The following is a 23,183-nucleotide window of genomic DNA, read 5'->3' as shown; positions in this document are numbered from 1 at the left end:
TATAAAAAGTTGTTGACTACATGTATATACAGGAATACAATATTATCATAAGTTGTATATACAAGTTATAAAAAACGGATACGGAGGGGTTGGCATGGGGGAACTGAACACATCGACACGGCAGATTGTCGAAGCAGTCGGCGGCGCCGAAAATATTGCAGCGGCAACTCATTGTGTTACACGTTTGCGTTTTGCATTGATAGATGAAAGCAAAGTTGACCAAGAAGTGCTTGATCAAATTGACATTGTAAAGGGATCGTTTTCAACAAACGGGCAATTTCAGGTCGTGATCGGCCAGGGAACGGTCAACAAAGTATATGCAGAATTGGTCAAGGAAACGGGGATTGGCGAATCAACAAAGGACGAAGTGAAGAAGGCTTCAGAAAACAATATGAATCCTTTGCAGCGTGCTGTGAAAACGCTTGCGGATATTTTTATTCCGATATTGCCTGCGATTGTCACGGCGGGTCTCTTGATGGGGATCAATAACATTTTAACGGCGCAAGGCATTTTCTTCGGCACAAAATCGATTGTGCAGGTCTATCCGCAGTGGGCGGATCTTGCTAATATGATTAACCTGATTGCGGGAACGGCCTTTACGTTTCTGCCTGCGTTAATCGGCTGGTCAGCGGTCAAACGGTTCGGCGGCAATCCGCTGCTTGGCATTGTGCTCGGCGTGATGCTCGTGCATCCTGATTTGTTGAATGCGTGGGGATATGGCGCTGCAGAACAAAGCGGAAAGATTCCGATATGGAATTTGTTCGGCCTTGAGGTGCAGAAAGTCGGCTATCAGGGACAGGTGCTCCCGATTTTGCTTGCTTCTTATATGCTGGCGAAAATCGAGGTGTTTTTAACAAAAAGGACACCTGAAGGCATACAGCTGCTCGTTGTCGCGCCGATTACGCTTCTCGTAACAGGTTTTGCCTCTTTTATCATCATCGGCCCGGTTACATTTGCGATCGGAAACGTGCTGACTTCAGGGCTTATCTCGGTGTTCGGCTCTTTTGCCGCAGTGGGCGGTTTGTTATATGGCGGTTTATACTCGGCGCTCGTGATTACCGGCATGCATCACACGTTCCTTGCAGTCGACCTGCAGCTCATCGGCTCAAAACTAGGCGGCACATTTTTATGGCCGATGCTGGCGCTTTCGAATATCGCACAAGGTTCGGCAGCGCTGGCCATGATGTTTATCGTGAAGGATGAGAAACAAAAAGGCCTTTCCCTCACATCAGGGATTTCTGCTTATCTCGGCATTACAGAACCTGCCATCTTCGGGGTGAATCTGCGATACAGATTCCCGTTTATCATTGCAATGGTCAGCTCCGGGCTGGCGGGAATGTATATTTCTTCTCAAGGTGTGCTGGCAAGCTCCGTCGGTGTCGGCGGCGTGCCGGGGATTTTCTCAATCATGAGCCAGTACTGGGGCGCGTTTGCAATTGGGATGGCGATGGTATTGATCGTGCCGTTTGCCGGAACATACGCGTATGCAAGATTCAAACATAAATAACGAATGGGAGCGGGACGTGTTTTAACGTTCCCTTTTCCCGTTTTTATTCTATAAAACGGTGGTGGAGACAGATGAAAACAGAACAAACACCATGGTGGAAAAAAGCTGTGGTCTATCAAATTTATCCGAAAAGCTTTAACGATACGACGGGGAACGGTGTCGGCGATCTGAACGGCATTATTGAAAAGCTTGATTACTTAAAAACACTTCAGGTGGATGTGCTTTGGCTGACACCGATTTATGATTCCCCGCAGCATGATAATGGGTACGATATTCGTGATTATTACTCGATTTATCCTGAATATGGGACGATGGAGGATTTTGAGCGGTTACTGTCCGAAGCCCATCAAAGGGGCCTGAAAGTCGTCATGGATCTTGTCGTCAATCATACATCAACAGAGCACAAATGGTTTCAAGAGGCGATTTCGTCAAAAGACAGCCCGTACCGTGATTTTTATATATGGAAAACCCCGCAGGAAAACGGTTCTGTTCCGACAAACTGGGAATCGAAATTCGGCGGCTCCGCATGGGAGCTTGATGAAGCATCGGGCCAATACTATTTGCACCTGTTTGATGTGACGCAGGCTGATTTGAATTGGGAAAATGAAGAGGTCAGAAAGCATATCTATGACATGATGCATTTTTGGTTTGAAAAGGGAATAGACGGCTTCAGGCTTGATGTCATTAACCTGATCTCTAAAGATCAGCGCTTTCCGAATGCGGAAGGCGGAGGCGATGGCCGTTCCTTTTACACTGACGGGCCGCGGGTGCACGAATATCTGCATGAAATGAACGAAAAGGTGTTTTCGCATTATGACAGTATGACGGTCGGCGAGATGTCTTCAACGACCGTAGACCATTGCATCCGGTATACAAATCCTGCCAATAAAGAACTTGATATGACGTTCAGCTTCCATCATCTCAAGGTCGACTATCCAAACGGTGAAAAATGGGCCTTGGCGCCGTTTGACTTTTTGAAGCTGAAGAAAATCTTATCCGAGTGGCAGACGGGGATGCACGCTGGAGGGGGATGGAACGCTCTGTTCTGGTGCAATCACGATCAGCCGCGCGTTGTATCCAGATATGGAAATGACGGCGCGTACAGGGTGAAATCGGCGAAAATGCTCGCTGCCGCCATTCATATGATGCAGGGCACGCCTTATATTTATCAGGGCGAGGAGCTGGGAATGACGAATCCGAAGTTTACGGACATCAGCTCCTATCGGGATGTCGAATCACTGAACATGTATCACGCTTTTAAGGAAAAAGGGATGGCTGATCAAGAGATCACAGCGATTTTACAGGCGAAATCCCGAGACAACTCCAGAACGCCTGTCCAGTGGGATGATACGCCGAATGGCGGTTTTACAACGGGCGCGCCATGGATACCGGTCGCCGGAAATTATCATGAAATCAATGCCGAAGCGGCGCTGAAGGATCAGAACTCAGTGTTCTATCATTATCAAAAACTGATCCAGATTCGAAAAACGTATGACATTGTGACAGAGGGGACGTATGAGTTAATCGCAAAGGATGATCCGAACATTTTTGCATATCTCAGACACGGCAGCAATGAAAAGCTGCTCGTGATCAATAACTTTTACGGGATTGAGGCAGCCTTTACAATGCCGGACTCTTTAGCGCCTGGCAAGTGGAAGGCAGAGGTGCTGTTGACCAACGATGATGTGAGGGAAGGACTGCAGAACATGACGCTCCGTCCGTATGAGTCCATTGTTTATCGTTTAACGAAACCGTGTTAAACTAAGCTGGGTGGTCCATAATGAAGGCGAATAAATTTATTATAATTTATAAAGACATCGCACAGCAAATTGAAGGCGGTCGGTGGAAAGCGGAGGAGATTCTTCCGTCTGAACATGAGTTGACCGCACAGTTCGGTACATCGAGAGAAACGGTCCGAAAGGCGCTTCACATGCTTGCGCAAAACGGCTATATCCAGAAAATCAGAGGGAAGGGCTCCGTCGTTCTCAACCGCGAAAAAATGCAGTTTCCCGTCTCGGGCCTTGTCAGTTTCAAGGAGCTCGCGCAAACGCTTGGCAAAGAAACGAAAACAACTGTACACAAATTCGGGCTGGGGCCTCCGTCAGAGCTGATCCAAAAACAGCTCCGGGCCAAGCCTGATGACGACACCTGGGAAGTCATCAGGTCAAGAAAGATTGACGGGGAACATGTGATTTTGGATAAGGATTACTTTTTCAGAAAGCATGTGCCTCACCTGACGAAAGAAATTTGTGAAAACTCCGTATACGAATATATAGAAGAAGAGCTGGGTCTTTCGATCAGTTATGCGCAAAAAGAAATTGTAGCCGAGCCGTGTACGGATGAGGACAGGGAGCTGCTTGATTTACGAGGTTATGACCATATGGTCGTGGTGAGAAACTACGTCTTTTTGGAGGATACGAGTCTCTTTCAATATACGGAAAGCAGACACCGCCTTGACAAATTCCGGTTTGTCGATTTTGCGCGGCGGGGAAAATGAGAAAGGCGCCTGCCTGCGGCAGCGCGCTTTTTTTGTTTGGTATCAAAATTGATACTATCCAACAAAAATGTGCGTACTTTTACTTTTTGCGATAACAGCTACAATAGAGTTGAGAGTAACCAAAAGGAGAGGTGTTTGACATGGCAGATGTAAAGAAACAAATTCTGGATGCGTACAATTTCAGACATGCGACAAAGGAATTTGACCCGAATAAAAAAGTATCAGACAGCGATTTTGAATTTATTTTAGAAACAGGAAGACTGTCTCCGAGCTCACTCGGCCTTGAGCCTTGGAAATTTGTCGTCGTCGAAAATCCTGAATTCCGCGAGAAACTTCGCGAATACACATGGGGCGCTCAAAAGCAGCTTCCGACAGCAAGCCATTTCGTCCTGATTCTTGCGCGAACAGCTAAGGATATCAAATATGATGCAGATTACATCAAAAAGCATTTACAAGAAGTGAAACACATGCCTCAGGACATGTACGAAGGCTATCTCAGCAAAACGGAAGAGTTCCAGAAAAACGATTTGCATTTGCTTGAAAGTGACAGAACGCTGTTTGATTGGGCATCAAAACAAACGTATATTGCACTTGGCAACATGATGACTGCGGCTGCGCAAATCGGTGTTGATTCCTGCCCTGTGGAAGGCTTCCAATATGATCACATTCACCGTATTCTTGAAGAAGAAGGCCTTCTGGAAAACGGAAGCTTCGACATTTCTGTGATGGTGGCGTTCGGCTACCGCGTGAGAGACCCTCGCCCGAAAACAAGATCGGCTGTTGAAGATGTTGTGAAGTGGGTGTAATAAAGAAAGCTGCTCGATGACGAGCAGCTCTTTTTTTATGCCTGATTCGCTCTATTCTGTTTTCTCCTCTGGTGTAAAAACAGTGCTGTTCCGAGTGCGCTGATCAGAAATCCGGCCAAGAGGATCGAGTACATGGATGTGGCTGTGTCCGGAAGCAGGCCGCCAGTCGGGCCGTCCGTACCTGATCCGTTTCCTCCTGATCCGTTTGTCGGGTCAGTGCCGGGAGGTGTATCATGTCCTCCGTTTCCGTCAGTCGGCTGTTTTCCGCCTGGTTTGTCAGAACCTCCGCCATTGCTGCCATCATCACCGCCTGTCGGCTGATCGGACGGGAATGCCGGCGGTTTGTTGTTCGCACCGGAATTTAAGATCGTGTATTCGCTGAAATGGGTTGTATATCCTGTCACGATATCATCGTCGACTGAACCCTTTTCAATCTTTGTGAAAGTTTTCTTTTTACGGTCAACGTGGTAAATAGCAGGGTTATGGGCTTCTTCAATATCAAACATGCGAAGCGAAAGCTGAACAGGTTCCTTGAATGATTTTATTTCTTTTCCTTTTTGTTTCACTGTAAAGTCATATACATCTGCAAGTGAAACATTCAATTCTCCCGTTGACTTGATGCCGATTGCAGTGTCTGCGGTTTTGAGGTTCGCCATTGGCAGCTTCATGCTGTACCAATAGTTGAATACCGTCAATGAAGGATCTGACTCTCTTTCTTTCAAAAGTTTGACCTGATCTTCTTTTACTTTAAGATTGATAGGCTTCTCGTGAGATCCTTCTGATGTTTCATAATAGACAAACGGCGTGTTGGTATTTTGGGCATAAATCGAAAATTTGTCTTCATCGAGTGTCCAGCTGCCATCCTTCTGTTTTGTCGGCAGGAATACTTCTTTGATTCGTCCTTCGATTTTAGGAGATACCTTGTTTCCTAGTTTTTTCAGCTGTTCAGTGAAAATCTCATAATCTACGTAACCAAGGTCCTCACCATGGGATGCTTTCGTAAAGACAGAGTATCCGTCTCCTCCGGCGCCGACAAAATTATTCGTTGCCACGCGGTAGGTCTTATCGGAATCGAGATTAACCGTGTCTCCGTTAGGTAATTCGAGTTTGACTTCAAGAACTCGGTGTCCGGGTTCCTTGTTTAATGTAAACGTATATTGGATTCCGGCCACCTGAGGGAAGGCGCCGCCTCCGTTTTCCACATTGCTCAATCCTTGTTCAAGGGCTTCTTTAATTTGTTTTCCGGTTAAGTCGGCCACGTAAAGCGTGTTGCCGAACGGCATGACGTTCAGCACCTCGCCGAGTGTGATATCGCCTTTGTCAATGCCAGCTCTGATGCCGCCGCCATTTGTGATCGCTATTCTGGCGCCAGCTGCTTCTTTCGCTTTTGCCAGCATGCCGTCCGCGATGAAGTTTCCGAGGTTCGTTTCCTTCGTGCGCACATGCTCACGCTGGCCGTCAAGCGCTATATCCGTGTAGCCGACTTTTTCCTTTTTGATGTCCTCTAATTCATGTTTGAACTGATCAAGCTCTTTTTTTGCCTCTGCGTTTTCTTCTGTATGTTCATCAATTGGCAGCACGCTCAGATTTGATTTGTCTGTTTGCACAACGCCGTTTTCATCAAACACGACATCGACGCGTCCCAAATATTCGCCGTATTCTTTTGCCTGCGCCACGATCGTCGGCTCTTCATTGTTCACGACTTCCATTTTGTCTACGAAGGTGTGGGTGTGTCCGCCGATGATCAAGTCAATGCCTTTTACTTTTTTGGCCAGCTCAAGATCACGGTTATGCCCGATATGGGTTAAAGCGATAATTTTATTTGCTTTTTCTTCTTCCTGAATCGTTTTGACAGTGTTTTGCGCTGTTTCAAACGCGTCATTAAATACAATGCTTTTGCCCGGACTTGATGTAGTGGCTGTATCTTCCGTTGTCAGTCCGAATACAGCGACTTTCTCACCGTCAACATCTAACAGAATGTAAGGGTGGATGCCGGGCTCTTTCTTTTCACCTGCCGTAAAGGTTTGCGGCTTTTTGACATATGAAGTCAGCTTAGGTTCGTTTGACACATCTACGTTTGCGCTGACGACCGGAAATTCAGGCGCTTCAAAGTGATAGCGGTTCGCCGGATCGACTGTTGCGCTGTTTCCGCTGAGAAAATCAGAAAGCACTGTCGGGCCTTTATCAAATTCATGGTTTCCAAAGGTCATGGCGTCATAGCCCATCATGTTCATCAATTTCAAATCGGCTAAACCGTTCCATTTTGTGAAATACAGATCGCCGGAAAACACATCTCCCGCATCAAGGAGAATATTGCGGTCTGTTTCGTTTCGCACTTCGTTGATTTTCGTCATTCGTCTCGCCGCGTCATCGAGGTGGGCATGCGTATCATTGGTGTGCATCACAGTCAGATCCCACAGTCCGTCCCTAGGGGGCTCGGGATTTGAATCATCGTCGAATTGCAGCTTGTATACACCATAGCCTTCATTCGCAGACTCGCCTACATAAGCGACATCGTCTGCTTTATCCGCAAATGGCTTGGCCAAAAGTGAGGACTCAAACGTCAAATTCGTGCCGGAAACAGCCGCGATTGACCAATTGTTGTCTGCTTTTGGATTGACTGTTTTCTGTTCAATAATGTAATCCATCAGCACCTGCCTGTTTTCAACCGCGGAGCCGTGGACAATCTTCTCGCTCGTCAGATGAGGGAAACCGCCGCCTCCGGACGCACGATAATTATTGGTGACGACGAGAAATTCCTGATTCGTGCTGATGGGCTTGCCTCCATAGGAAAGGTTGATGATTCGGGAAGAATTTGCGTTGATGACTTTTCCGTTCTCATCGTATTTCGCCGGTTTTGTAACGTCGACTTGATAAGTGACACCGTCAATTACGTCAAAATTATAGGAGCGGAAATTGTCATTCAGTAAAGCTTGATCGCCCCCTTTTGACGGATCAACCAGATTGAATTGGCCTGCTGACATCTCAAGCCAGTCCTTGACCTCGCTTCCAGTCAGCTTGACGATCTGAACGGTATTATCGTAAAGATACAAGTCACCGACGTTTTTAATGGCGAGATCTCCGGCTGGAATATTCGTATAGTAATTGGCTCCGTTTCTGCCGCCTGCTTTAAACGGCGCCCCAGCGGACAAAATCGGGAGGTCTTTGTACTCGGTATCCTTCATTTCTTTTTCCGCGTACCATTTTTGCGCATCAGTCACGATTTGAATGGATGGGTCATCTTTCACCTGCGCGAAGAAGCTGTTAATATCGGCTTCTGTTTTGCCGACTGGCTTTCGGACATAATCCAGTGTGTTTTGATGGGTTTGCTTGATGGTGTTTGTGACGGTTTCGTTTCTTGATGTGACGGTGCCTGCAATAGATTCAACACTGCCTTTGGAATCTGCCACCTTCCATGAACCATCTGTCTTTTCGAGCTTGAGGTCAATCATGCCTAGATATTTGCCCCAGCTGCTTGGCATGACGACTGGAATGCCATTAATCGTTCCCTTTTCAACATCAAATTGGGCAGCACCTGCGTACTCGGCGGAAGGGAACAGTCCGTGCTGATGGCCAGAGATGATCGCGTCAATGCCTTTTGTTTTGGTGGCAAGGTCAAATACAGCATTTTCCGCGCCTGGCGATTGGGCTTGCTTTTCAATGCCGCTGTGGGCGAGGGCGATAATGACATCAGCGCCTTCCGCCTTCATTTTCGGGATCGTTTCATTGGCGGATTCTACGATATCCTGCACTTGCACCTGACCTTCGAGATGCTTTTTGTCCCATGTCATAATTTGCGGCGGAACGAAGCCTATGTAGCCGACCTTTACTTTCTGCTCATGGCCGTTTTCGTCAGTGACGGTTTTATCTGTAATGACATACGGCGTATAACGGTTTTCACCGTTTGTTGTTTTGACATTTGCATTTACAATCGGGAAATCGGCTCCTCTAATCGTGCCGTCGAGAAAGTCGAGCCCGTAGTTGAATTCATGATTGCCCAGTGTGCCGGCGTCATATTTCAGCGCATTCATGACACTGATAATCGGGTGGGTTTTCGCGCCGGAAATAATGTCGTCTTTTTCATACTTCACCGCGTATTCTCCAAGCGGATTCCCTTGAATCAAGTCTCCGTTATCCACAAGCAGGGTATTGGGATTCTGCTGGCGGTGCTTTTGGATCAGCTGTGCCGTTCTTGCCAGCCCGAAATCCGTCGTTTCTTTGTCGCTGTAGTAATCGTAATCCATCATGTTGGCATGAATATCAGTCGTGGCCAAAATACTCAGTTGCACCTGAGGAGCCGCGCTTTCTTCTGCATGAATGGGTGGTGTTGGAAGGATTAGGCTAAGTATCATAATAGGGGGCAAAAGAATACGGAGAATGTTACCGACGTATGTTCGTCTTTTCTGTATTCTCACCAGTTCTCCACCTTTCAACGAAATTTGTGTTACAACTACTATTGTAAGAATATTTTGTAATCATTTGTAGGTGTTTCTTTATGATTATTGTAAAAGGGGAAAAAATGAGTATAATGTAATATCGTCAAACGACAAATGCCGGGTATTTATGCTTATTGTTTGTCGGGTCTGCGAAAATGTTTATTTTAGTGTGGCTGGGGAAGAGTGTTTTATGTAGACAGATTAAACGGGAGGTTATGAAAAATGGGGAAAAAAATTGCAGTTGTTTTGACAGATTATTTTGAGGACAGCGAATACACTGAACCTGCGAAAGCCTTTAAAGATGCGGGACATGAACTGACTGTCATCGAAAATGAAAAAGGCAAAACCGTAAAAGGCAAGCAGGGGAACGCGGAAGTGGCAGTTGACGCGTCCATTGATGACGTAAACCCTTCAGACTTTGACGCGCTGTTGATTCCAGGAGGATTTTCACCAGATCAGCTTCGCGCCGATGACCGTTTCGTTCAGTTTACGAAATCGTTTATGACTGACAAAAAACCGGTATTCGCCATTTGCCACGGCCCGCAGCTCTTAATCAACGCGAAAGCGCTCGATGGCCGAAAAGCGACAGGCTATACGTCCATTCTTGTTGACATGGAAAACGCGGGTGCCGACGTTGTGGACAAGGAAGTGGTTGTTTGCCAAGGGCAATTGGTCACTAGCCGCACACCGGATGATATTCCGGCATTTAATCGTGAATCGTTGGCATTGCTTGAGAAATAAGAAAAACGGACGCCTGCGGGCGTCCGTTTTTTGTTGATTACAGCTTGACATCGGCCTGAGCGCCCGTCAGTTTCTTGTATCTGTAATACAAGAAGGCGGCTGCAGCTGTTCCGATAACCGCAATACAGAAGTCGAACATAAAGATATGGGCGATGCCTCCCGCTTTTGCGATAAGCCCTGTGGCAATCGGCAGCAAAATCGACGCGAGGCTTGAAGCGGTCGCTACAATTCCGGTAACGGTTCCTTTTCGCTTCCAGAAAAGCTCTGTCATTAATGTAATGGTGATTTGAAACACACCCGCGGTTGAAAAGCCTAAGAAAAAGGCGGTGATGTCCAGCACAACCGGCACATGAATTGTCAGCATGATCGCAAGCGTACATAAAGTAATAACCGGATACAAGAGCGTAATCATGACTGGCTTTACCCATCTGTTCAGCAAAAGGGCTAATAATAAAACGGATGCCAGAGATCCAACACTATAATAGCTCAGCAATTGCACGGAAGCTGATTCAGCTAAACCGGCTGCTTTTTGCGCGTAGCTCGGAAGCCAGATTTGAGAAACCGTAAATAAAGCTGTTGATGTAAAACCGATCATAATCAGGGCGGTGCCTTCTTTCCGAAAAACGGGTTCAGACAAGAAAGCGGGAGCTTCCTGTTGGCCGCTGTTATTTGGTTTTTTCTGTTTCTTAGGAAACGAAAGCGTTGATAAATAAACGATATTCAGTACATAGACGGCAGCCGGGAGATAAAAAGTAAATCCGTAAGACATGCGGTGGTCTGCTAAAAATGTGATCAAAAGCGGCAAAAGTGCGGCCCCCAGAGACATAAAGGCTTTGACCAGAACATTTGCCGAGCCGGGAGCAGCCGGGAAGAGCTCGGTCAGGGCCGGATATGTTCCGGCATCCATCGCTGAATTTGCGACTCCGGCTAATAAGGCGAACACAAACGCCAGTTCATAGCTCGGTGATAAAGGAATACCGACTAAAAAGACGGCCATGATTCCCGCGGAAGCGACAACAAGCGGCTTTCTGCCGATTTTATCTGATAACACGCCGGAAATGCCGTAGGTCAGCAGCTTGCCGAACCCGATAGCGGCAATGACATAACTAATGCCGGTCGGATCGGTATTCCACTGTTTTGTTAAGGAGGACATATTGGATGCGAGAATAATGTTGACCATTCCCAGAAAGAAGTAGTTGATATACATTCCGGAGGCTGTTTTGATAGATGTCGTTTTCATGGCTTGTACTCCTTCAAATCTTATTCGAACACTTTCATTAATATGGATTTCTTTACTGAGGAAAGAACAGCCGGCATGCCGGGTGTGTTTATCATGTGGCAGCCTTCTTCACCCGCTTTGATCAGGCCCAAGTCCTTATAACTTGCTTTTTAACCGCTCGGTGCTGCAATCATCCGATCAGCTGTGTTCGCCAATGATAAAAAAGACTCGCCGGGTTTCCGGCCAGTCTCAATTATTTACGAAGCGAGGCGAGTTCTTGAGCTATCGCCTGCATTTCACTAGGGCTGAATGATTCTTTTTTCATCACCATGCTGTGAAGGTACGTGAGGTCTTCTATCTTTTCATCACTGAAATCCTCCGCTTTGATCACGCCGACGTTCAGCATGTTCAGTTTTTGGGAAATCTCTTCAATCATTTGAGTCAATGTTTCTGTATTTGGGCTGGACAAATGGTTCCATCCTTTCTTTATGCGATATTCGGTATGTTTTATTCTAACAGAATTCAATCAGAAAAAAACCCTCTTCTAAGAGCAAGCTTTTGATTTCAAAAAAGTGAAGTCATCAGTTGAAAAGAAAATGAACATCCTACTAAGATATTCATGAAGGTTTTTTTTTAGAGAAATATGGGCAAAGAATAGGGAGGTTGCACAACATGATAAGCGTGTTATTTGTTTGTTTAGGAAATATTTGCAGGTCTCCGATGGCAGAAGCGATTTTTCGGGACCTGGCAGCTAAAAAAGGATTTGAGGAGAAAATCAAGACGGACTCAGCCGGTATCGGCGGCTGGCACATCGGCAATCCGCCCCATGAAGGAACACAGGAGATATTGCAGAGAGAAGGAATCAACTTTGAGGGCATGCTTGCACGTCAAGTCAGCGAACAGGATTTGGCCGATTTTGATTACATCATTGCGATGGACGCAGAAAATATCGGGAGCCTCAGAAGCATGGCGGGTTTTAAGAACACCTCGCATATCAAAAGGCTCTTGGACTACGTTGAAGATTCAGATCTTGCCGATGTTCCCGATCCTTACTACACAGGAAATTTTGAAGAGGTCTGCCAATTAATCAAGTCGGGCTGTGAGCAGCTGCTTGCATCCATTCAAAAAGAAAAACAATTGTGAGTGAAAGGAGAATTTGCATGAACAACGAACGTTTAATGCTGAAAGGTATTTTTCTCGGAGCTGCGGCAGGCGCGGCGTTATCGCTGCTCCATAAGCCGACAAGACAGGCATGCGGCATGAGATGGCTGACATGCAAGCATAAGCTTTCACTGTACAAAAGCAATCCGGAGCTGTTGAAAAACACGGTCAGCACAAAGATGGATGAGGCCAAAAAGCTGGCCCAATCCTTGTCAAATGAAGTCGGGTTTGTCAATCAGCAGGTGAAAGAGCTGAAGAAAACAACGCCGCAAGTGATGGAGCTTGTGCAAGAAACGAAAGAGCATTTTACAAAAAAATGATCAAATATGCGAGGTGAGGCGACATGAATTTTTTGAAAGAGCTTTTCAGCAGATACACCCTTCATGAGGGGCCGAGCAAATCAGCGGAGCTGGCGTATTTTTTTCTTTTGTCATTGTTTCCGTTTTTGATTTTTATGCTGACGCTCACCGCGTATCTTCCGATTTCTACCGATGATGTTCTGGGAGTTGTCAAACAATATGCACCCGCCAGTGCGATGTCCCTCGTTGAATCCATTACCCAACAAACCTTGAACAACCGAAATGGCGGTTTGCTGTCATTCGGGATTATCGGGGCTTTGTGGTCTGCGTCTAATGGAATGAACGCCATCGTCCGATCGCTAAACCACGCATATGAAGTGGATGAAAACCGCTCTTTTATCATCGTTCGTCTAACCTCAATTTTTTTGACGATTGCCATGGTATTTACGATTTTAGTGGCCTTGCTTCTGCCGGTATTCGGCCGGCAGATCGGGGTGCTCGCTTCAGACTTCGTCGGCGCGTCGGATCTGTTTTTATCCGTTTGGGCAGCAGTGCGCTGGGGTGTCAGTCCGCTTGTGCTGCTGATCGTTTTTTCCGCCCTGTATATCATCGCGCCGAACAAAAAACTGTCCCTCCGGTTTGTCATGCCGGGTGCGGTGTTTGCGGCCATTGGCTGGATCGTTGTCAGCACCCTGTTTTCATTTTACGTCAGCACGTTTGCGAACTTCAGCGCCACGTATGGGAGTATCGGGGGAATCATCGTCCTGATGATTTGGTTTTACTTGAGCGGCATTTTAATTATCTTAGGGGGAGAAATCAACGCTCTTTTACATAAACGTAAAAAGCTTCCTGATGAAAATCCCTATCTTTAGCGCACCCTATAAATGAACTTCGGTTCAAAAAGATATAGGGGGGCCAACGTGATGAGCAAGCAAAAAGGCGGAAGCCATAACAAACAAAATTCGAAAAGCAAACCGAGCCATAAAACAAGCGGAAGCGCCAACGGGCAAAACGGCTATCATTAGCATCAAAGCCTCCTGACACCATGTCAGGAGGCTTTTTGATTAAGAAGATGAAGAATAGGTTTCGGCTGGCGACCAGCTTTTCGGTTTGCCCAGCACAAGAGCAAGCCAAACACCGCTAAGCGTGAGGGTAATAAAATAAAACAAGTTTGCGCTATCAAATGTCTGCATATACCAGCCGCCGGCAATCGGGCCGAGGATGCTGCCGAGGCTGAATGTAATGCCGCAAAGCAGGTTCCCTGCCGGCAACAGGTGGGACGGAAGAAGATCTGTCATATAGCTGATGCCAAGTGTAAAGGTTGAGCCAACTGCCATTCCCGCCATAAAAAAGCAGTATCCGATCACGTAAGGTAAAGGGAATACACCGGCGATCAAAAAGCAAAGCGCCCCTGTCAGCAAAATCACAAGCAGGACATTCCGCCGCCCGTATTTATCGCTGAGGATGCCGAGCGGAAACTGAAAAATAATGCTTCCGATCGCAAATGCGGGCAGGATCAGCGCCACTGCGTCCACAGAGATCCCCAGCCGGAGCGCGTATACCGGAAAGCTTCCGTTTAGCGCCGTCTCGAGAAAGCCGTAACCGAATGTGGGCATAAAGGCAACCCATCCAAACAGGATCGCTTGATAAAACCGCCTGAAACTATTGTCTGATTTGGTTTCGTAAGGACTGGTTTGCGGGTATGCATTTTGTAGAAAGAAAACAAAAAGCCACGCAAACAGGCTGAAGCAGCCGGATACGATAAAAGGCAGCGCCGGGCTCAGCTTGACAAGCGGAACCATGAAAGGACCCGCGGCAAAGCCAAGGCCGAAGGAAAGTCCGTAAACAGACAGGTTTCTTCCGCGATTTTCTTTTGATGACATGGAAGTCACCCACGTTTGCGTAGAAAAGTGAAGCATGTGGTCACCGATTCCGATAAACAGGCGGAGCAGGAACCAGATCCAAACCGACTGAAGCCATATAAATCCAAATAAGCTTAAAATGACAATGCTTCCGCCAATGACGATCAGCGGCTTAAATCCGAGCTTTCTGAGCGGCGCTTCCATAAACGGTGAAGCCAAAAGCACGCCGATGTACAGTCCCGTGGCGTGCAGGCCGTTGATAGCGGCCGATTCACCATTTGTTTCAAAGATGATCGAGATGACAGGCAGCAGCATGCCTTGGGAAAACCCGGAAATGGAAACGAGCAAGACAAGGATAAAGAAATGAAATCGTGACATTTTGTCTGTTCTCCTTATGTGGAATCTATGTTGATCGTACAATGTTTTCCATAATCAGGCAACCTGAAAAAGCCTATATCACACGTGACCATCGGACCTCGTGTAATCATCATCATTTTTGTGAAGAATACAAATAAAACAAGTCATATTAAAGGAGCCAATTCACCATGAATCGTATCTTTTTTATTTTAGTGGCGGCGGGTGTTCCGCTTTCTGTGATCGGCAGTTTGATGCATTGGCCTTCTGTCATTCTCTTTGCCTTGTATTGCGTAACGATTATCGCGCTTGCAAGCTATATGGGAAGGGCGACAGAATCATTGTCCATCATCGCAGGCCCGCGGATCGGCGGTTTGTTGAACGCCACCTTTGGGAACGCGGTTGAGTTAATCATCTCTTTATTTGCACTGAAGGAAGGCTTGACGGGAATCGTGCTTGCCTCTTTAACCGGTTCAGTGCTGGGGAACCTGCTGCTGGTGGCGGGGCTATCGTTTTTTGTCGGCGGTTTAAAATATAAGCGGCAGGAGTTTAATATCCATGATGCACGCCATAACTCCGGTCTTTTGATTTTTGCCATTATTGTCGCTTTTGTGATTCCGGAGGTATTTTCCGTTGGTATGGGTAACGTGGGCAAGCTCAATTTAAGCATCGGCATCAGCATCATTTTGATGCTGTTATATGTGGCGGCTCTGTACTTTAAACTTGTCACACACCGCGGTGTTTATCAGCCGAAGAACTATTCCGCCCAGCACGTGGAAGAGGAAGAGCCGGAATGGTCGGGCAAAATTGCCACAATTGTCTTGTTTGCGGCAACGATTGCTGTGGCATACATATCCGAAAACCTGGTGCACACGTTCCACTCGGTAGCTGAGCAGTTCGGCTGGAGCGAGCTGTTTATCGGGGTCATCATCGTGGCAATAGTCGGTAATGCCGCAGAGCACGCATCAGCCATTATCATGGCCTATAAAAATAAAATGGACGTTGCGGTTGAAATTGCGGTTGGTTCGACGCTGCAGATTGCTATGTTTGTTGCGCCGGTTCTTGTGATTTGTTCCATCTTTTTCCCGGTAAGTATGCCGCTTGTGTTTACATTGCCGGAGCTCGTTGCGATGGTATCATCGGTTCTCTTGATGATCGCGATTTCGAATGACGGCGATTCCAACTGGTTTGAAGGGGCGACACTGCTTGCCGCCTATGTCATTATGGCAATCGGCTTTTTCCTTCTTTAACTTGAAAAAATGATGGATAACAACAAAGCGGGTTGAAAAGACTAAGGGAAAATGCCATAGAAAGAGTGATATGATGAAAAAGCTATTTCATTCCACACTTATTGTGCTGTTATTCTTTAGTTTTTTCGGCGTTCAGCCCATCCACGCGAAAAAGCAGTTTAAGGTTCCTGACTCTGTCGCAAGCATCTCGAAGGAAAACACGTATCCGAATGCTTCACAGGATCAGCCGATGCTTCAGCCGAGCAAGCTTGCAAAGGAATTGCTCGATCATTCTGATGTGAAGATTGAAAACCCGCACCTCATCAAAATGCTGAATGAATCCAACATATCCGGCACACCGCTTGCGGTCGGCTACCGGGCGACAATCTTTCTCGGGAAATGGGCGCTCGGCTATGAATCAAACGAAACAGTCGCAAATTGGGAATATAAAAAAATCAATACAAACCGTGCTGATAACCGCGGCGGAAAAGAAACGGCTGAAATGCACTATGCCCAGGAACAGCAATACAAAGTGAAGGGCGGCCTGACAGCTAAGGTTCCAAATGCTGAAGATGTTAAAAGCATGATGATGCTGAAAGCAATGAAGAAAACGAACCTTCCGCTGGCATTTGATACGGTCGTCGGAGCGGGTACAAAGCGGGATCAAATTTATAAAGTCGCTCCTAAGAAACTTGGGTATCTAAACGCATATGCGCCGGCTGTGAATGAAAAAGGAAAAGTGACTTACGGAGAAGTATACTTAGTGCTGAAAGGGAATAAACGAAAACTTGTCGTGAAAAATGTCACATCACAGGGAATCGGTGCTTGGATTCCGGTTCAAGACCACGTCACATTTGGCTTTCAGCTTTCCTCGCAGCCAAGATAAATAAAAAACTGATTCCATTCAGGTGGAATCAGTTTTTTTGTTACTGTGGTCTCTCGATTCGGACCGCTTCTTCAAGCATTTGCACATTGTTTTGGTACAGCTGGCGAACGAGAATCCGTCTAGCTGCAAGGCTGGCGCTGAAATAATCGTCGTCTTTGACCATCCCTTTTACCGTGAATTCGACGCCGCGATTGATATGATTCAATGCGGTGATCCCGTGTATTTGAAAGGGTTCTGCCGGATTGCCGAATTCATCCATCTTCAATGAATCCCGAAGTTCTTCATTCAGCATGTCACATGCCTCTTCTAATACGCTGTACACGCGATCCGGATCTTCTTTAAAGCTGATGAGAAAGGATTCGGTAATCCGCATAAAATCAATATTATAGTTCTCTATCTGCCTGACTTCGCCGTTGCTGATGGTGAGCAGCTTCCCGCTCCATTCCCGGATTTGCAGCGAGCGAAGGCCGATTTCCTCAACAGTTCCGTTAAACAAATTGTTGACGGTGACATAATCGCCTTTGTGCAGCTGGCGTTCATAAATCAAAAACACGCCTGCCAGCACATCCTTAATCAGTGATTGGGCGCCAAAACCGATGACGATACCGGCAACACCCGCCCCGGCTAAAATTTTGCCGAAATCATGCACAAATAAAGACATAACATAAAAGATAAAAGCGATTGTCGCTGTGTACTGGGTGACAGAACGGATAAGACTTTCAATTGTTTTTTCTTTTCTTTCTTCAATGAAGTCCGTCCGTTTAAAAAATAGCTGGACCAGCCGGTTGATGATAAAAACACCGATCCACAGAATGACAGCAACGAGAAGAATATCGACGATTTTATTCTGGAAAATCTCTGTAAGTGTTTCTTCCATTCGCATCTAACTCCTGGCTTGACGTTTTGTGAAATCTGCATCCTGATAATAACTGTTTTTGACGAGAACATTCGGCCCAAGGCATCGGACATTCGGGCAGTGGCAATTCAGCTCTTTGGCAAGCTTGGTCTCTCTCCATTTTTCATAGGCGGAAGGGAGGCTGTCCGTCTGGATATTGCCAAGCGGCGGTGTATCGCCGAAATCTGTTACGATAATGTTTCCGTCGAAAATGTTCACATTCAGGCGGGAACGTCCGTCAGGGTCGTTTCTCACCGTGACGTTTTTCGCCGCGCGAAGCCGGTGAAGCAGCTTTTGATCCTCTTCGTTCGAACTGCAGGCATAAAACGGCAGTGTCCCGAACAGCATCCATGTATTTTCATCACGAATGTCCAGCAAACGGTGAATGGACTGTCTCATCTCTTTCAGGCTGAGAGATTCAAGAGCGCTTGCGAAATCGCTCGGGTACATCGGATGGACTTCGTGACGCTGACATTTCATATCTTCTGTGATTTGGCGGTGAATATGCTCAATATGCGGAAGTGTCCGTTTGTTCAGCATCGTTTCCGCAGAAACCATCACCCCAGCATCCACGAGCGTGCGGCTGTTTTCGATCATTTTTTCAAAATAACGCGCGCGCTGTTCGAAGGTCGGTTTTCTGTCCATCATGGCAAAGCCGATTTCAGCAAAATCTTCAACTGTACCCCAGTTATGCGAAATATGCAGGACATCAAGATACGGAATAATCCATTCGTATCGATCAATATCAAGGGTCAGGTTGGAATTGATCTGCGTCCGCACGCCCCGCTCATGGGCGTATTTTAATAACGGAACGACATATTCCTTTACTGATTTTAATGAAAGCATCGGCTCTCCGCCTGTAATGCTGATGGATCTCAGACGCGGAATTTCCTCCAGCCGTTTTAACAGAAGGTCTATTGGCAGAGCATTCGGGTCTTTAGGCTGCAATGTATAGCCTACAGCGCAATGCTCGCATCTCATATTGCACAGTGTCGTGGTTGTGAATTCAACGTTTGTCAGCTGCATGTCTCCATACTGTTCAACATCCATATAAGCTTCCCAAGGATCAAACTCGGGTGTGATCGGACGCAGCTTCGTGTTTTGTGTCATGACTATCTAACTCCTTTATAAATGGGGCATACTAATGCTGCCAACAGTTAATTTTAGACCTGATTTGTCAAGATCGCAAGTAGCGCAGCGATTGAAAAACGGCAAAAAATGAGCTACCATAATAAAAAATGAATGGAGGAACAGAATGGGAAACGCCGTAAATAATAAGGATCAGCAGCTTGATTATTTAAAGAACAGACTCGACATGTTTATGAACGTCGTTGATTCATTAGACCCTGAAGCAACTGACGTTGAAGATATAGACAGACTCATCAGCATGCTTGATGACCTGGAAGCGAAATACGAACGCTTTAAAAAAGACTGGGAATAAAACCGCGCACGCTGCGGTTTTTTATTTTGACATAAAGCGTCAGTATAAAACGAAGCGCCTTTCTGTAAAATATAAAAAAATGCAGAAGGAGCGCTGGCCATGAAGTGGATGTGTTCAATATGCTGCGCCGCCGTCTTGCTTGCCGGGGGAGCAGTACAGGCGAGAGCGGTGCCGAATGACCCGATTAACTGGGGCTTTAAACGAAGTGTCAATCATCAGCCGCCTGATGCCGGGGAGCAGCTGAACAGTTTAATTGAAAAATATGACGCGTTTTATTTAGGAAATACCAAGGAAAAAACGATTTACTTAACGTTTGATAACGGCTACGAAAATGGCTATACGCCAAAAGTGCTTGATGTCTTAAAAAAACACCGCGTAACAGGAACATTTTTTGTCACAGGGCATTTCGTAAAAGATCAGCCTGAGCTAATTAAGCGCATGTCAGATGAAGGGCATATTATCGGCAACCATTCGTTTCACCATCCGGATCTGACGAAAAAAACAGCTGACCAGATTCAGGACGAACTCGATTCAGTCAACGAAGAGGTCTATAAAATTACGGGAAAGCAGGACAACCTGTATCTGCGTCCGCCGCGTGGCGTGTTCAGTGAATACGTGCTGAAAGAAACGAAACGCCTAGGCTATCAAACCATTTTCTGGTCGGTCGCTTTTGTTGATTGGAAAATCAAAAACCAAAAGGGGAAGAAATATGCCTACGATCATATGATCAAGCAGGCGCACCCAGGGGCCATTTACCTGCTTCACACCGTATCGAAGGACAATGCCGAAGCACTGGATGATGCGATCACAGACCTGAAAAAACAAGGCTACACATTTAAAAGCATTGATGATTTGATGTTTGAGAAAGAAATGAAGCTGCCGTCCTTGTAACGAGAAAGCCCTCCATGAACGGAGAGGCTTTCTTCTTATTTGATACATTTAATGAGTGCGGCCCAATCCAGATCTCCGAAGCCTTTTTCAATCCCGCTTTCAAAATGGCTCTTGGCCAGCTCGGCAAGAGGGAGGTGTGCAGACACTTGTTCAGCGGCGGCAAGTGCCAGGTTGGTATCCTTCAGTCCTAAAGACATTTTGAAACCGGCAGGCTCAAATTTCTGCTCAGCCATGATGGTTCCGTAATTTTGATAGACAGGAGAGCCAAAGAGAGCGCTGGCGATTTCTAAAAATTGTTTTTGTTCTAAGCCGTACTTCTCCATCATTAAGAATGATTCAGATAACGCCTCCAGCATAGACACGAGCAAGAAATTGATGCTGATTTTGGCCGCGTTTGCCGTCTTGCTTTCTTCGCCAACGTCAAATACCTGCTGGCTCAGGCTGTCAAGCAGAGGCTTGGCGGTTTGCTTCGCTTCCGCCGGCCCGGCTGTTATGATGCGGAGCGCGGCCTTGGCGGCCGCATCCGGTCTTCCGAGTACTGGAGCGGCGAGGAAGGATTGTCCTTTTTCCGCATGAGCCGCTGCGAGCTTTTCAGAGAACTCGACACTGATTGTGCTCATTGAAATGTGGATGCCGTTCTTGGCTAATCCTTCAATCAGCCCGTCTTCTCCGAATGTCACGGCGCTGACAGAATCGTCATCTGAAAGCATCGTTATGACAATATCAGCGGACTCTGCCGCCTGTCGCGGCGTGTCAGCTGCCTGTGCACCTTCTGTTACAAATTCCTTCGTCTTTTGTTCCGTCCGATTATAAACAGTCAATTCATAGCCTTCCTGAAGTACGTTTCGGGCAATGGGCTGTCCCATATTGCCGAGTCCGATAACAGCAATTTTCAATCTGATCACTCCCTGAACATTTTTTCCATTATAAACAAATAAAATATCATATGCATGGAAATCGGCTTGCCAACATAAAAAGAACAGCTTTACGCTGTCCTCATTTAAATATGTTGAACCATCCTTTATGTACAAACCATATCAGCATCCCGATCACAAGCGCGGCCATCAGGCCGAGCACGGCGAAATATCCGTAATCCCAATGAAGCTCGGGCATGTAGTCGAAGTTCATCCCGTACACACCGGCAATAAAGGTGAGGGGGATAAAAATGGTCGATACGATCGTCAGTGTCATCATGATCGCATTCATCCGATTTGTATTCAGTGTCACATAGCTGTCGCGCAAGTCGGACGTCATGTCACGGTTGGATTCCACAATCTCAGATAATTTTAACAAGTGATCGTATATGTCGCTGAAATAGGCTTTCGTTTCCTGATGCTCTTTCACATGATCAAGGGTTAAAATCCGATAGAGCAAATCACGCATCGGAATAACCGTCCGTCTCAGATGCAATAGATCTGTCCTCAGATCAAACACCTCGTTCATCAATGTTCCGTATGTTTTGTGAGGACGGCTTTCTTCTATCTCGTTCAGCCTGTCTTCAATTTTGTACACGAGAGGAAAATATTCATCAACAAGCTGATCCATGACCATATAAGTGATATGTCCAGGCCCTTTTTTAAATAGGTCCGGTGATGCATACAAACGCTCCCGGACTTTGGCGATACCGGGCGTTTCATGTAAATGAAAGGTGACGACAAATCTTTCGCCTTGAAAGATATCCACTTCCTCTGTCTCCAGTGTTTCTTTATTCAGCGCATGAATCACGTAAAAGCGATAGCCGTCATAATTGTCAAGCTTTGGCCGCTGCATATGCTGAAAGCAATCCTCAATAGCAAGCGGATGAAAATGAAAAAAATCTCTCAATAATGCCGTTTCTGTATCCTCCGGGCCGTATAAATCAACCCAGTACCACGCAATATCAGGCTGTTCCACTCGTTCGATCGGTATATTTTTCAGCAGCTGATGCTCTGTTGTAATTGCCGTAATGTTGATCATAAACAACCCTCCACCTGCCATTATATCATGCGGCCTTTATGAGAAAAGTATACGGTGTTCTGCCTATTTCAAGTGGCGTGTTATACTGGACAAAAAACGGAAAAAGGGTGGATTGCATGTGGAAGGAAAAAGTATCTGTCACGCCTCCGTACCATTTTGACCGCGTGCTGGACAGACTGTCTTTAGACCCTCTCAATGCGGCAGATAAAGAAGCGCGGGAAATACGTGTGCCGATCAGAAACCAAGCGGGAGACGTGTGCATTGTGAAGGTACAGGCGTTGGGCCATGCGGATGAGCCTGGGTTTCTCGTCAGCGGGGAAACGGATCAGGAAGAGATGATGAAGGAAATCAAGCGGATTTTTCAATGGGAACATGATCTGCAGCACGTTCTCGATCATTTTTCGAAAACGAGTCTGTCCGCCATTTTTGAAGAGCATGCAGGCACGCCGCTTGTACTGGACTACAGCGTGTACAACTGCATCATGAAATGCATCATCCACCAGCAGCTCAATCTTTCCTTCGCTTATACGTTAACCGAACGGTTTGTTCATGCGTTTGGCGAACAGAAGGACGGCGTGTGGTGCTATCCAACGCCGGAAACGATTGCGGAACTCGATTATCAGGATCTGCGCGATCTGCAATTCAGCATGAGGAAAGCGGAATACGCCATTGATACGTCAAGGATGATCGCTGAAGGCACACTCGACTTGTCGAAGCTGCCGGAGATGACAGATGAAGACATCATGAAGAAGCTGGTCAAAATCAGAGGCATCGGCCCGTGGACCGTGCAAAACGTTCTCATGTTCGGGCTTGGGCGCCCAAATTTGTTCCCGCTTGCCGATATTGGACTCCAAAATGCGATCAAACGCCATTTTCAGCTGGACGACAAACCGGCAAAGGATGTCATGCTGGCGATGAGTAAGGAGTGGGAGCCTTATTTAAGCTATGCGTCTTTGTATTTGTGGAGGAGTATCGAATAGAAAAACGGCTGCCTTGCTGGTTT

General features: G+C 46.6%; 21 protein-coding genes. 13 read left to right on the top strand and 8 right to left on the bottom strand.

Annotated features, from left to right (window positions below):
* The first annotated feature begins 94 nt into the window (after nt 1-94).
* The 4 genes from treP to V6D41_RS14670 all read left to right on the top strand — a co-directional run bounded on the left by treP (nt 95) and on the right by V6D41_RS14670 (nt 4,810).
* Nucleotides 95-1,507 carry a PTS system trehalose-specific EIIBC component gene (gene treP, locus V6D41_RS14685; protein WP_333518699.1) on the top strand — a complete coding sequence of 471 codons (1,413 nt, stop codon included), beginning with the start codon at nt 95-97 and terminating at the stop codon, nt 1,505-1,507.
* Between the two features lie 71 nt (nt 1,508-1,578).
* Nucleotides 1,579-3,267 (top strand): alpha,alpha-phosphotrehalase, encoded by a 1,689-nt coding sequence (gene treC / locus V6D41_RS14680; protein WP_333518698.1) that lies wholly within the window; start codon nt 1,579-1,581, stop codon nt 3,265-3,267.
* 20 nt (nt 3,268-3,287) lie between these two features.
* Nucleotides 3,288-4,004, top strand: coding sequence for a trehalose operon repressor (treR, locus tag V6D41_RS14675; RefSeq protein WP_333518697.1), 717 nt, complete (start codon nt 3,288-3,290; stop codon nt 4,002-4,004).
* Between the two features lie 140 nt (nt 4,005-4,144).
* On the top strand, nt 4,145-4,810 hold the full coding sequence (locus V6D41_RS14670) for an NAD(P)H-dependent oxidoreductase (RefSeq protein WP_333518696.1): 666 nt from the start codon (nt 4,145-4,147) through the stop codon (nt 4,808-4,810).
* A gap of 35 nt (nt 4,811-4,845) precedes the next feature.
* On the opposite strand, the gene V6D41_RS14665 is transcribed toward V6D41_RS14670, so the two are convergent.
* On the bottom strand, nt 4,846-9,225 hold the full coding sequence (locus V6D41_RS14665; protein ID WP_333518695.1) for a multifunctional 2',3'-cyclic-nucleotide 2'-phosphodiesterase/3'-nucleotidase/5'-nucleotidase: 4,380 nt from the start codon (nt 9,223-9,225) through the stop codon (nt 4,846-4,848).
* Between the two features lie 243 nt (nt 9,226-9,468).
* Here V6D41_RS14665 and yfkM point away from each other — a divergent pair, with 243 nt between their 5' ends.
* A complete protein-coding gene (gene yfkM, locus V6D41_RS14660; protein ID WP_333518694.1) occupies nt 9,469-9,987 on the top strand; it encodes a general stress protein 18 in 519 nt (172 codons plus the stop codon).
* Nucleotides 9,988-10,024: 37 nt separating this feature from the next.
* Here yfkM and V6D41_RS14655 read toward each other — a convergent pair whose 3' ends face one another.
* Both V6D41_RS14655 and V6D41_RS14650 read right to left on the bottom strand, forming a co-directional pair.
* Nucleotides 10,025-11,227, bottom strand: coding sequence for an MFS transporter (locus tag V6D41_RS14655; protein WP_333518693.1), 1,203 nt, complete (start codon nt 11,225-11,227; stop codon nt 10,025-10,027).
* A gap of 232 nt (nt 11,228-11,459) precedes the next feature.
* Nucleotides 11,460-11,675, bottom strand: a complete 216-nt coding sequence (locus tag V6D41_RS14650; RefSeq protein WP_010330293.1) for a DUF1128 domain-containing protein — start codon at nt 11,673-11,675, stop codon at nt 11,460-11,462.
* Between the two features lie 203 nt (nt 11,676-11,878).
* On the opposite strand from V6D41_RS14650, the gene yfkJ reads away from it, so the two are divergent.
* The 3 genes from yfkJ to V6D41_RS14635 are packed head-to-tail and all read left to right on the top strand — an operon-like array spanning nt 11,879 to nt 13,538.
* Nucleotides 11,879-12,349 (top strand): protein-tyrosine-phosphatase, encoded by a 471-nt coding sequence (gene yfkJ, locus V6D41_RS14645; protein ID WP_148963611.1) that lies wholly within the window; start codon nt 11,879-11,881, stop codon nt 12,347-12,349.
* Nucleotides 12,350-12,366: 17 nt separating this feature from the next.
* On the top strand, nt 12,367-12,687 hold the full coding sequence (locus tag V6D41_RS14640) for a hypothetical protein (protein ID WP_087992555.1): 321 nt from the start codon (nt 12,367-12,369) through the stop codon (nt 12,685-12,687).
* 23 nt (nt 12,688-12,710) lie between these two features.
* Nucleotides 12,711-13,538, top strand: coding sequence for a YihY family inner membrane protein (locus tag V6D41_RS14635; RefSeq protein WP_333518692.1), 828 nt, complete (start codon nt 12,711-12,713; stop codon nt 13,536-13,538).
* 192 nt (nt 13,539-13,730) lie between these two features.
* Here the strand turns inward: V6D41_RS14635 and V6D41_RS14630 are convergent, their stop codons facing one another.
* Nucleotides 13,731-14,906, bottom strand: a complete 1,176-nt coding sequence (locus tag V6D41_RS14630; protein WP_333518691.1) for an MFS transporter — start codon at nt 14,904-14,906, stop codon at nt 13,731-13,733.
* A gap of 167 nt (nt 14,907-15,073) precedes the next feature.
* Between V6D41_RS14630 and cax the strand changes: the two genes are divergently transcribed.
* Nucleotides 15,074-16,132, top strand: a complete 1,059-nt coding sequence (gene cax / locus V6D41_RS14625; RefSeq protein ID WP_333518690.1) for a calcium/proton exchanger — start codon at nt 15,074-15,076, stop codon at nt 16,130-16,132.
* Nucleotides 16,133-16,202: 70 nt separating this feature from the next.
* Nucleotides 16,203-16,997, top strand: coding sequence for a YfkD famly protein (locus V6D41_RS14620; RefSeq protein WP_202328286.1), 795 nt, complete (start codon nt 16,203-16,205; stop codon nt 16,995-16,997).
* Nucleotides 16,998-17,037: 40 nt separating this feature from the next.
* On the opposite strand, the gene mscC is transcribed toward V6D41_RS14620, so the two are convergent.
* Both mscC and yfkAB read right to left on the bottom strand, forming a co-directional pair.
* Nucleotides 17,038-17,880 carry a mechanosensitive ion channel protein MscC gene (mscC, locus tag V6D41_RS14615; RefSeq protein ID WP_333518689.1) on the bottom strand — a complete coding sequence of 281 codons (843 nt, stop codon included), beginning with the start codon at nt 17,878-17,880 and terminating at the stop codon, nt 17,038-17,040.
* Nucleotides 17,881-19,002 carry a radical SAM/CxCxxxxC motif protein YfkAB gene (yfkAB, locus tag V6D41_RS14610; RefSeq protein WP_148963617.1) on the bottom strand — a complete coding sequence of 374 codons (1,122 nt, stop codon included), beginning with the start codon at nt 19,000-19,002 and terminating at the stop codon, nt 17,881-17,883.
* Between the two features lie 145 nt (nt 19,003-19,147).
* Between yfkAB and V6D41_RS14605 the strand changes: the two genes are divergently transcribed.
* Nucleotides 19,148-19,333 carry an SE1561 family protein gene (locus V6D41_RS14605; RefSeq protein WP_087992562.1) on the top strand — a complete coding sequence of 62 codons (186 nt, stop codon included), beginning with the start codon at nt 19,148-19,150 and terminating at the stop codon, nt 19,331-19,333.
* A gap of 99 nt (nt 19,334-19,432) precedes the next feature.
* Complete coding sequence (gene pdaA / locus V6D41_RS14600) at nt 19,433-20,224, top strand: delta-lactam-biosynthetic de-N-acetylase (RefSeq protein ID WP_333518688.1); 792 nt, start codon at nt 19,433-19,435, stop codon at nt 20,222-20,224.
* 35 nt (nt 20,225-20,259) lie between these two features.
* On the opposite strand, the gene V6D41_RS14595 is transcribed toward pdaA, so the two are convergent.
* On the bottom strand, nt 20,260-21,120 hold the full coding sequence (locus tag V6D41_RS14595; RefSeq protein WP_333518687.1) for an NAD(P)-dependent oxidoreductase: 861 nt from the start codon (nt 21,118-21,120) through the stop codon (nt 20,260-20,262).
* Nucleotides 21,121-21,220: 100 nt separating this feature from the next.
* Nucleotides 21,221-22,180, bottom strand: coding sequence for a magnesium/cobalt transporter CorA (gene corA, locus V6D41_RS14590; RefSeq protein WP_333518686.1), 960 nt, complete (start codon nt 22,178-22,180; stop codon nt 21,221-21,223).
* A gap of 116 nt (nt 22,181-22,296) precedes the next feature.
* Between corA and V6D41_RS14585 the strand changes: the two genes are divergently transcribed.
* Entirely contained in the window at nt 22,297-23,160 is an 864-nt protein-coding gene (locus V6D41_RS14585; protein ID WP_333518685.1) for a DNA-3-methyladenine glycosylase family protein, read from the top strand.
* The last annotated feature ends 23 nt before the right edge of the window (nt 23,161-23,183 follow it).

The organism is Bacillus sp. 0102A (genome assembly GCF_036765155.1).
GTDB classification, from domain to species: Bacteria; Bacillota; Bacilli; order Bacillales; family Bacillaceae; genus Bacillus; species Bacillus subtilis_G.
Note: the sequence above shows the minus strand (reverse complement) of the source record. Positions and strands in the feature narration are given on the sequence as shown.

Bases quoted from the DNA above. Each gene is read 5' to 3' on its own strand.
- corA (WP_333518686.1), bottom strand. From the start codon at position 22,180: ATGATCAACATTACGGCAATTACAACAGAGCATCAGCTGCTGAAAAAT.
- mscC (WP_333518689.1), bottom strand. From the start codon at position 17,880: ATGCGAATGGAAGAAACACTTACAGAGATTTTCCAGAATAAAATCGTC.
- V6D41_RS14635 (WP_333518692.1), top strand. From the start codon at position 12,711: ATGAATTTTTTGAAAGAGCTTTTCAGCAGATACACCCTTCATGAGGGG.
- V6D41_RS14605 (WP_087992562.1), top strand. From the start codon at position 19,148: ATGGGAAACGCCGTAAATAATAAGGATCAGCAGCTTGATTATTTAAAG.
- yfkJ (WP_148963611.1), top strand. From the start codon at position 11,879: ATGATAAGCGTGTTATTTGTTTGTTTAGGAAATATTTGCAGGTCTCCG.
- treC (WP_333518698.1), top strand. From the start codon at position 1,579: ATGAAAACAGAACAAACACCATGGTGGAAAAAAGCTGTGGTCTATCAA.
- yfkAB (WP_148963617.1), bottom strand. From the start codon at position 19,002: ATGACACAAAACACGAAGCTGCGTCCGATCACACCCGAGTTTGATCCT.
- treR (WP_333518697.1), top strand. From the start codon at position 3,288: ATGAAGGCGAATAAATTTATTATAATTTATAAAGACATCGCACAGCAA.
- V6D41_RS14640 (WP_087992555.1), top strand. From the start codon at position 12,367: ATGAACAACGAACGTTTAATGCTGAAAGGTATTTTTCTCGGAGCTGCG.
- yfkM (WP_333518694.1), top strand. From the start codon at position 9,469: ATGGGGAAAAAAATTGCAGTTGTTTTGACAGATTATTTTGAGGACAGC.
- V6D41_RS14630 (WP_333518691.1), bottom strand. From the start codon at position 14,906: ATGTCACGATTTCATTTCTTTATCCTTGTCTTGCTCGTTTCCATTTCC.
- treP (WP_333518699.1), top strand. From the start codon at position 95: ATGGGGGAACTGAACACATCGACACGGCAGATTGTCGAAGCAGTCGGC.
- V6D41_RS14620 (WP_202328286.1), top strand. From the start codon at position 16,203: ATGATGAAAAAGCTATTTCATTCCACACTTATTGTGCTGTTATTCTTT.
- V6D41_RS14655 (WP_333518693.1), bottom strand. From the start codon at position 11,227: ATGAAAACGACATCTATCAAAACAGCCTCCGGAATGTATATCAACTAC.
- V6D41_RS14670 (WP_333518696.1), top strand. From the start codon at position 4,145: ATGGCAGATGTAAAGAAACAAATTCTGGATGCGTACAATTTCAGACAT.
- pdaA (WP_333518688.1), top strand. From the start codon at position 19,433: ATGAAGTGGATGTGTTCAATATGCTGCGCCGCCGTCTTGCTTGCCGGG.
- cax (WP_333518690.1), top strand. From the start codon at position 15,074: ATGAATCGTATCTTTTTTATTTTAGTGGCGGCGGGTGTTCCGCTTTCT.
- V6D41_RS14585 (WP_333518685.1), top strand. From the start codon at position 22,297: ATGTGGAAGGAAAAAGTATCTGTCACGCCTCCGTACCATTTTGACCGC.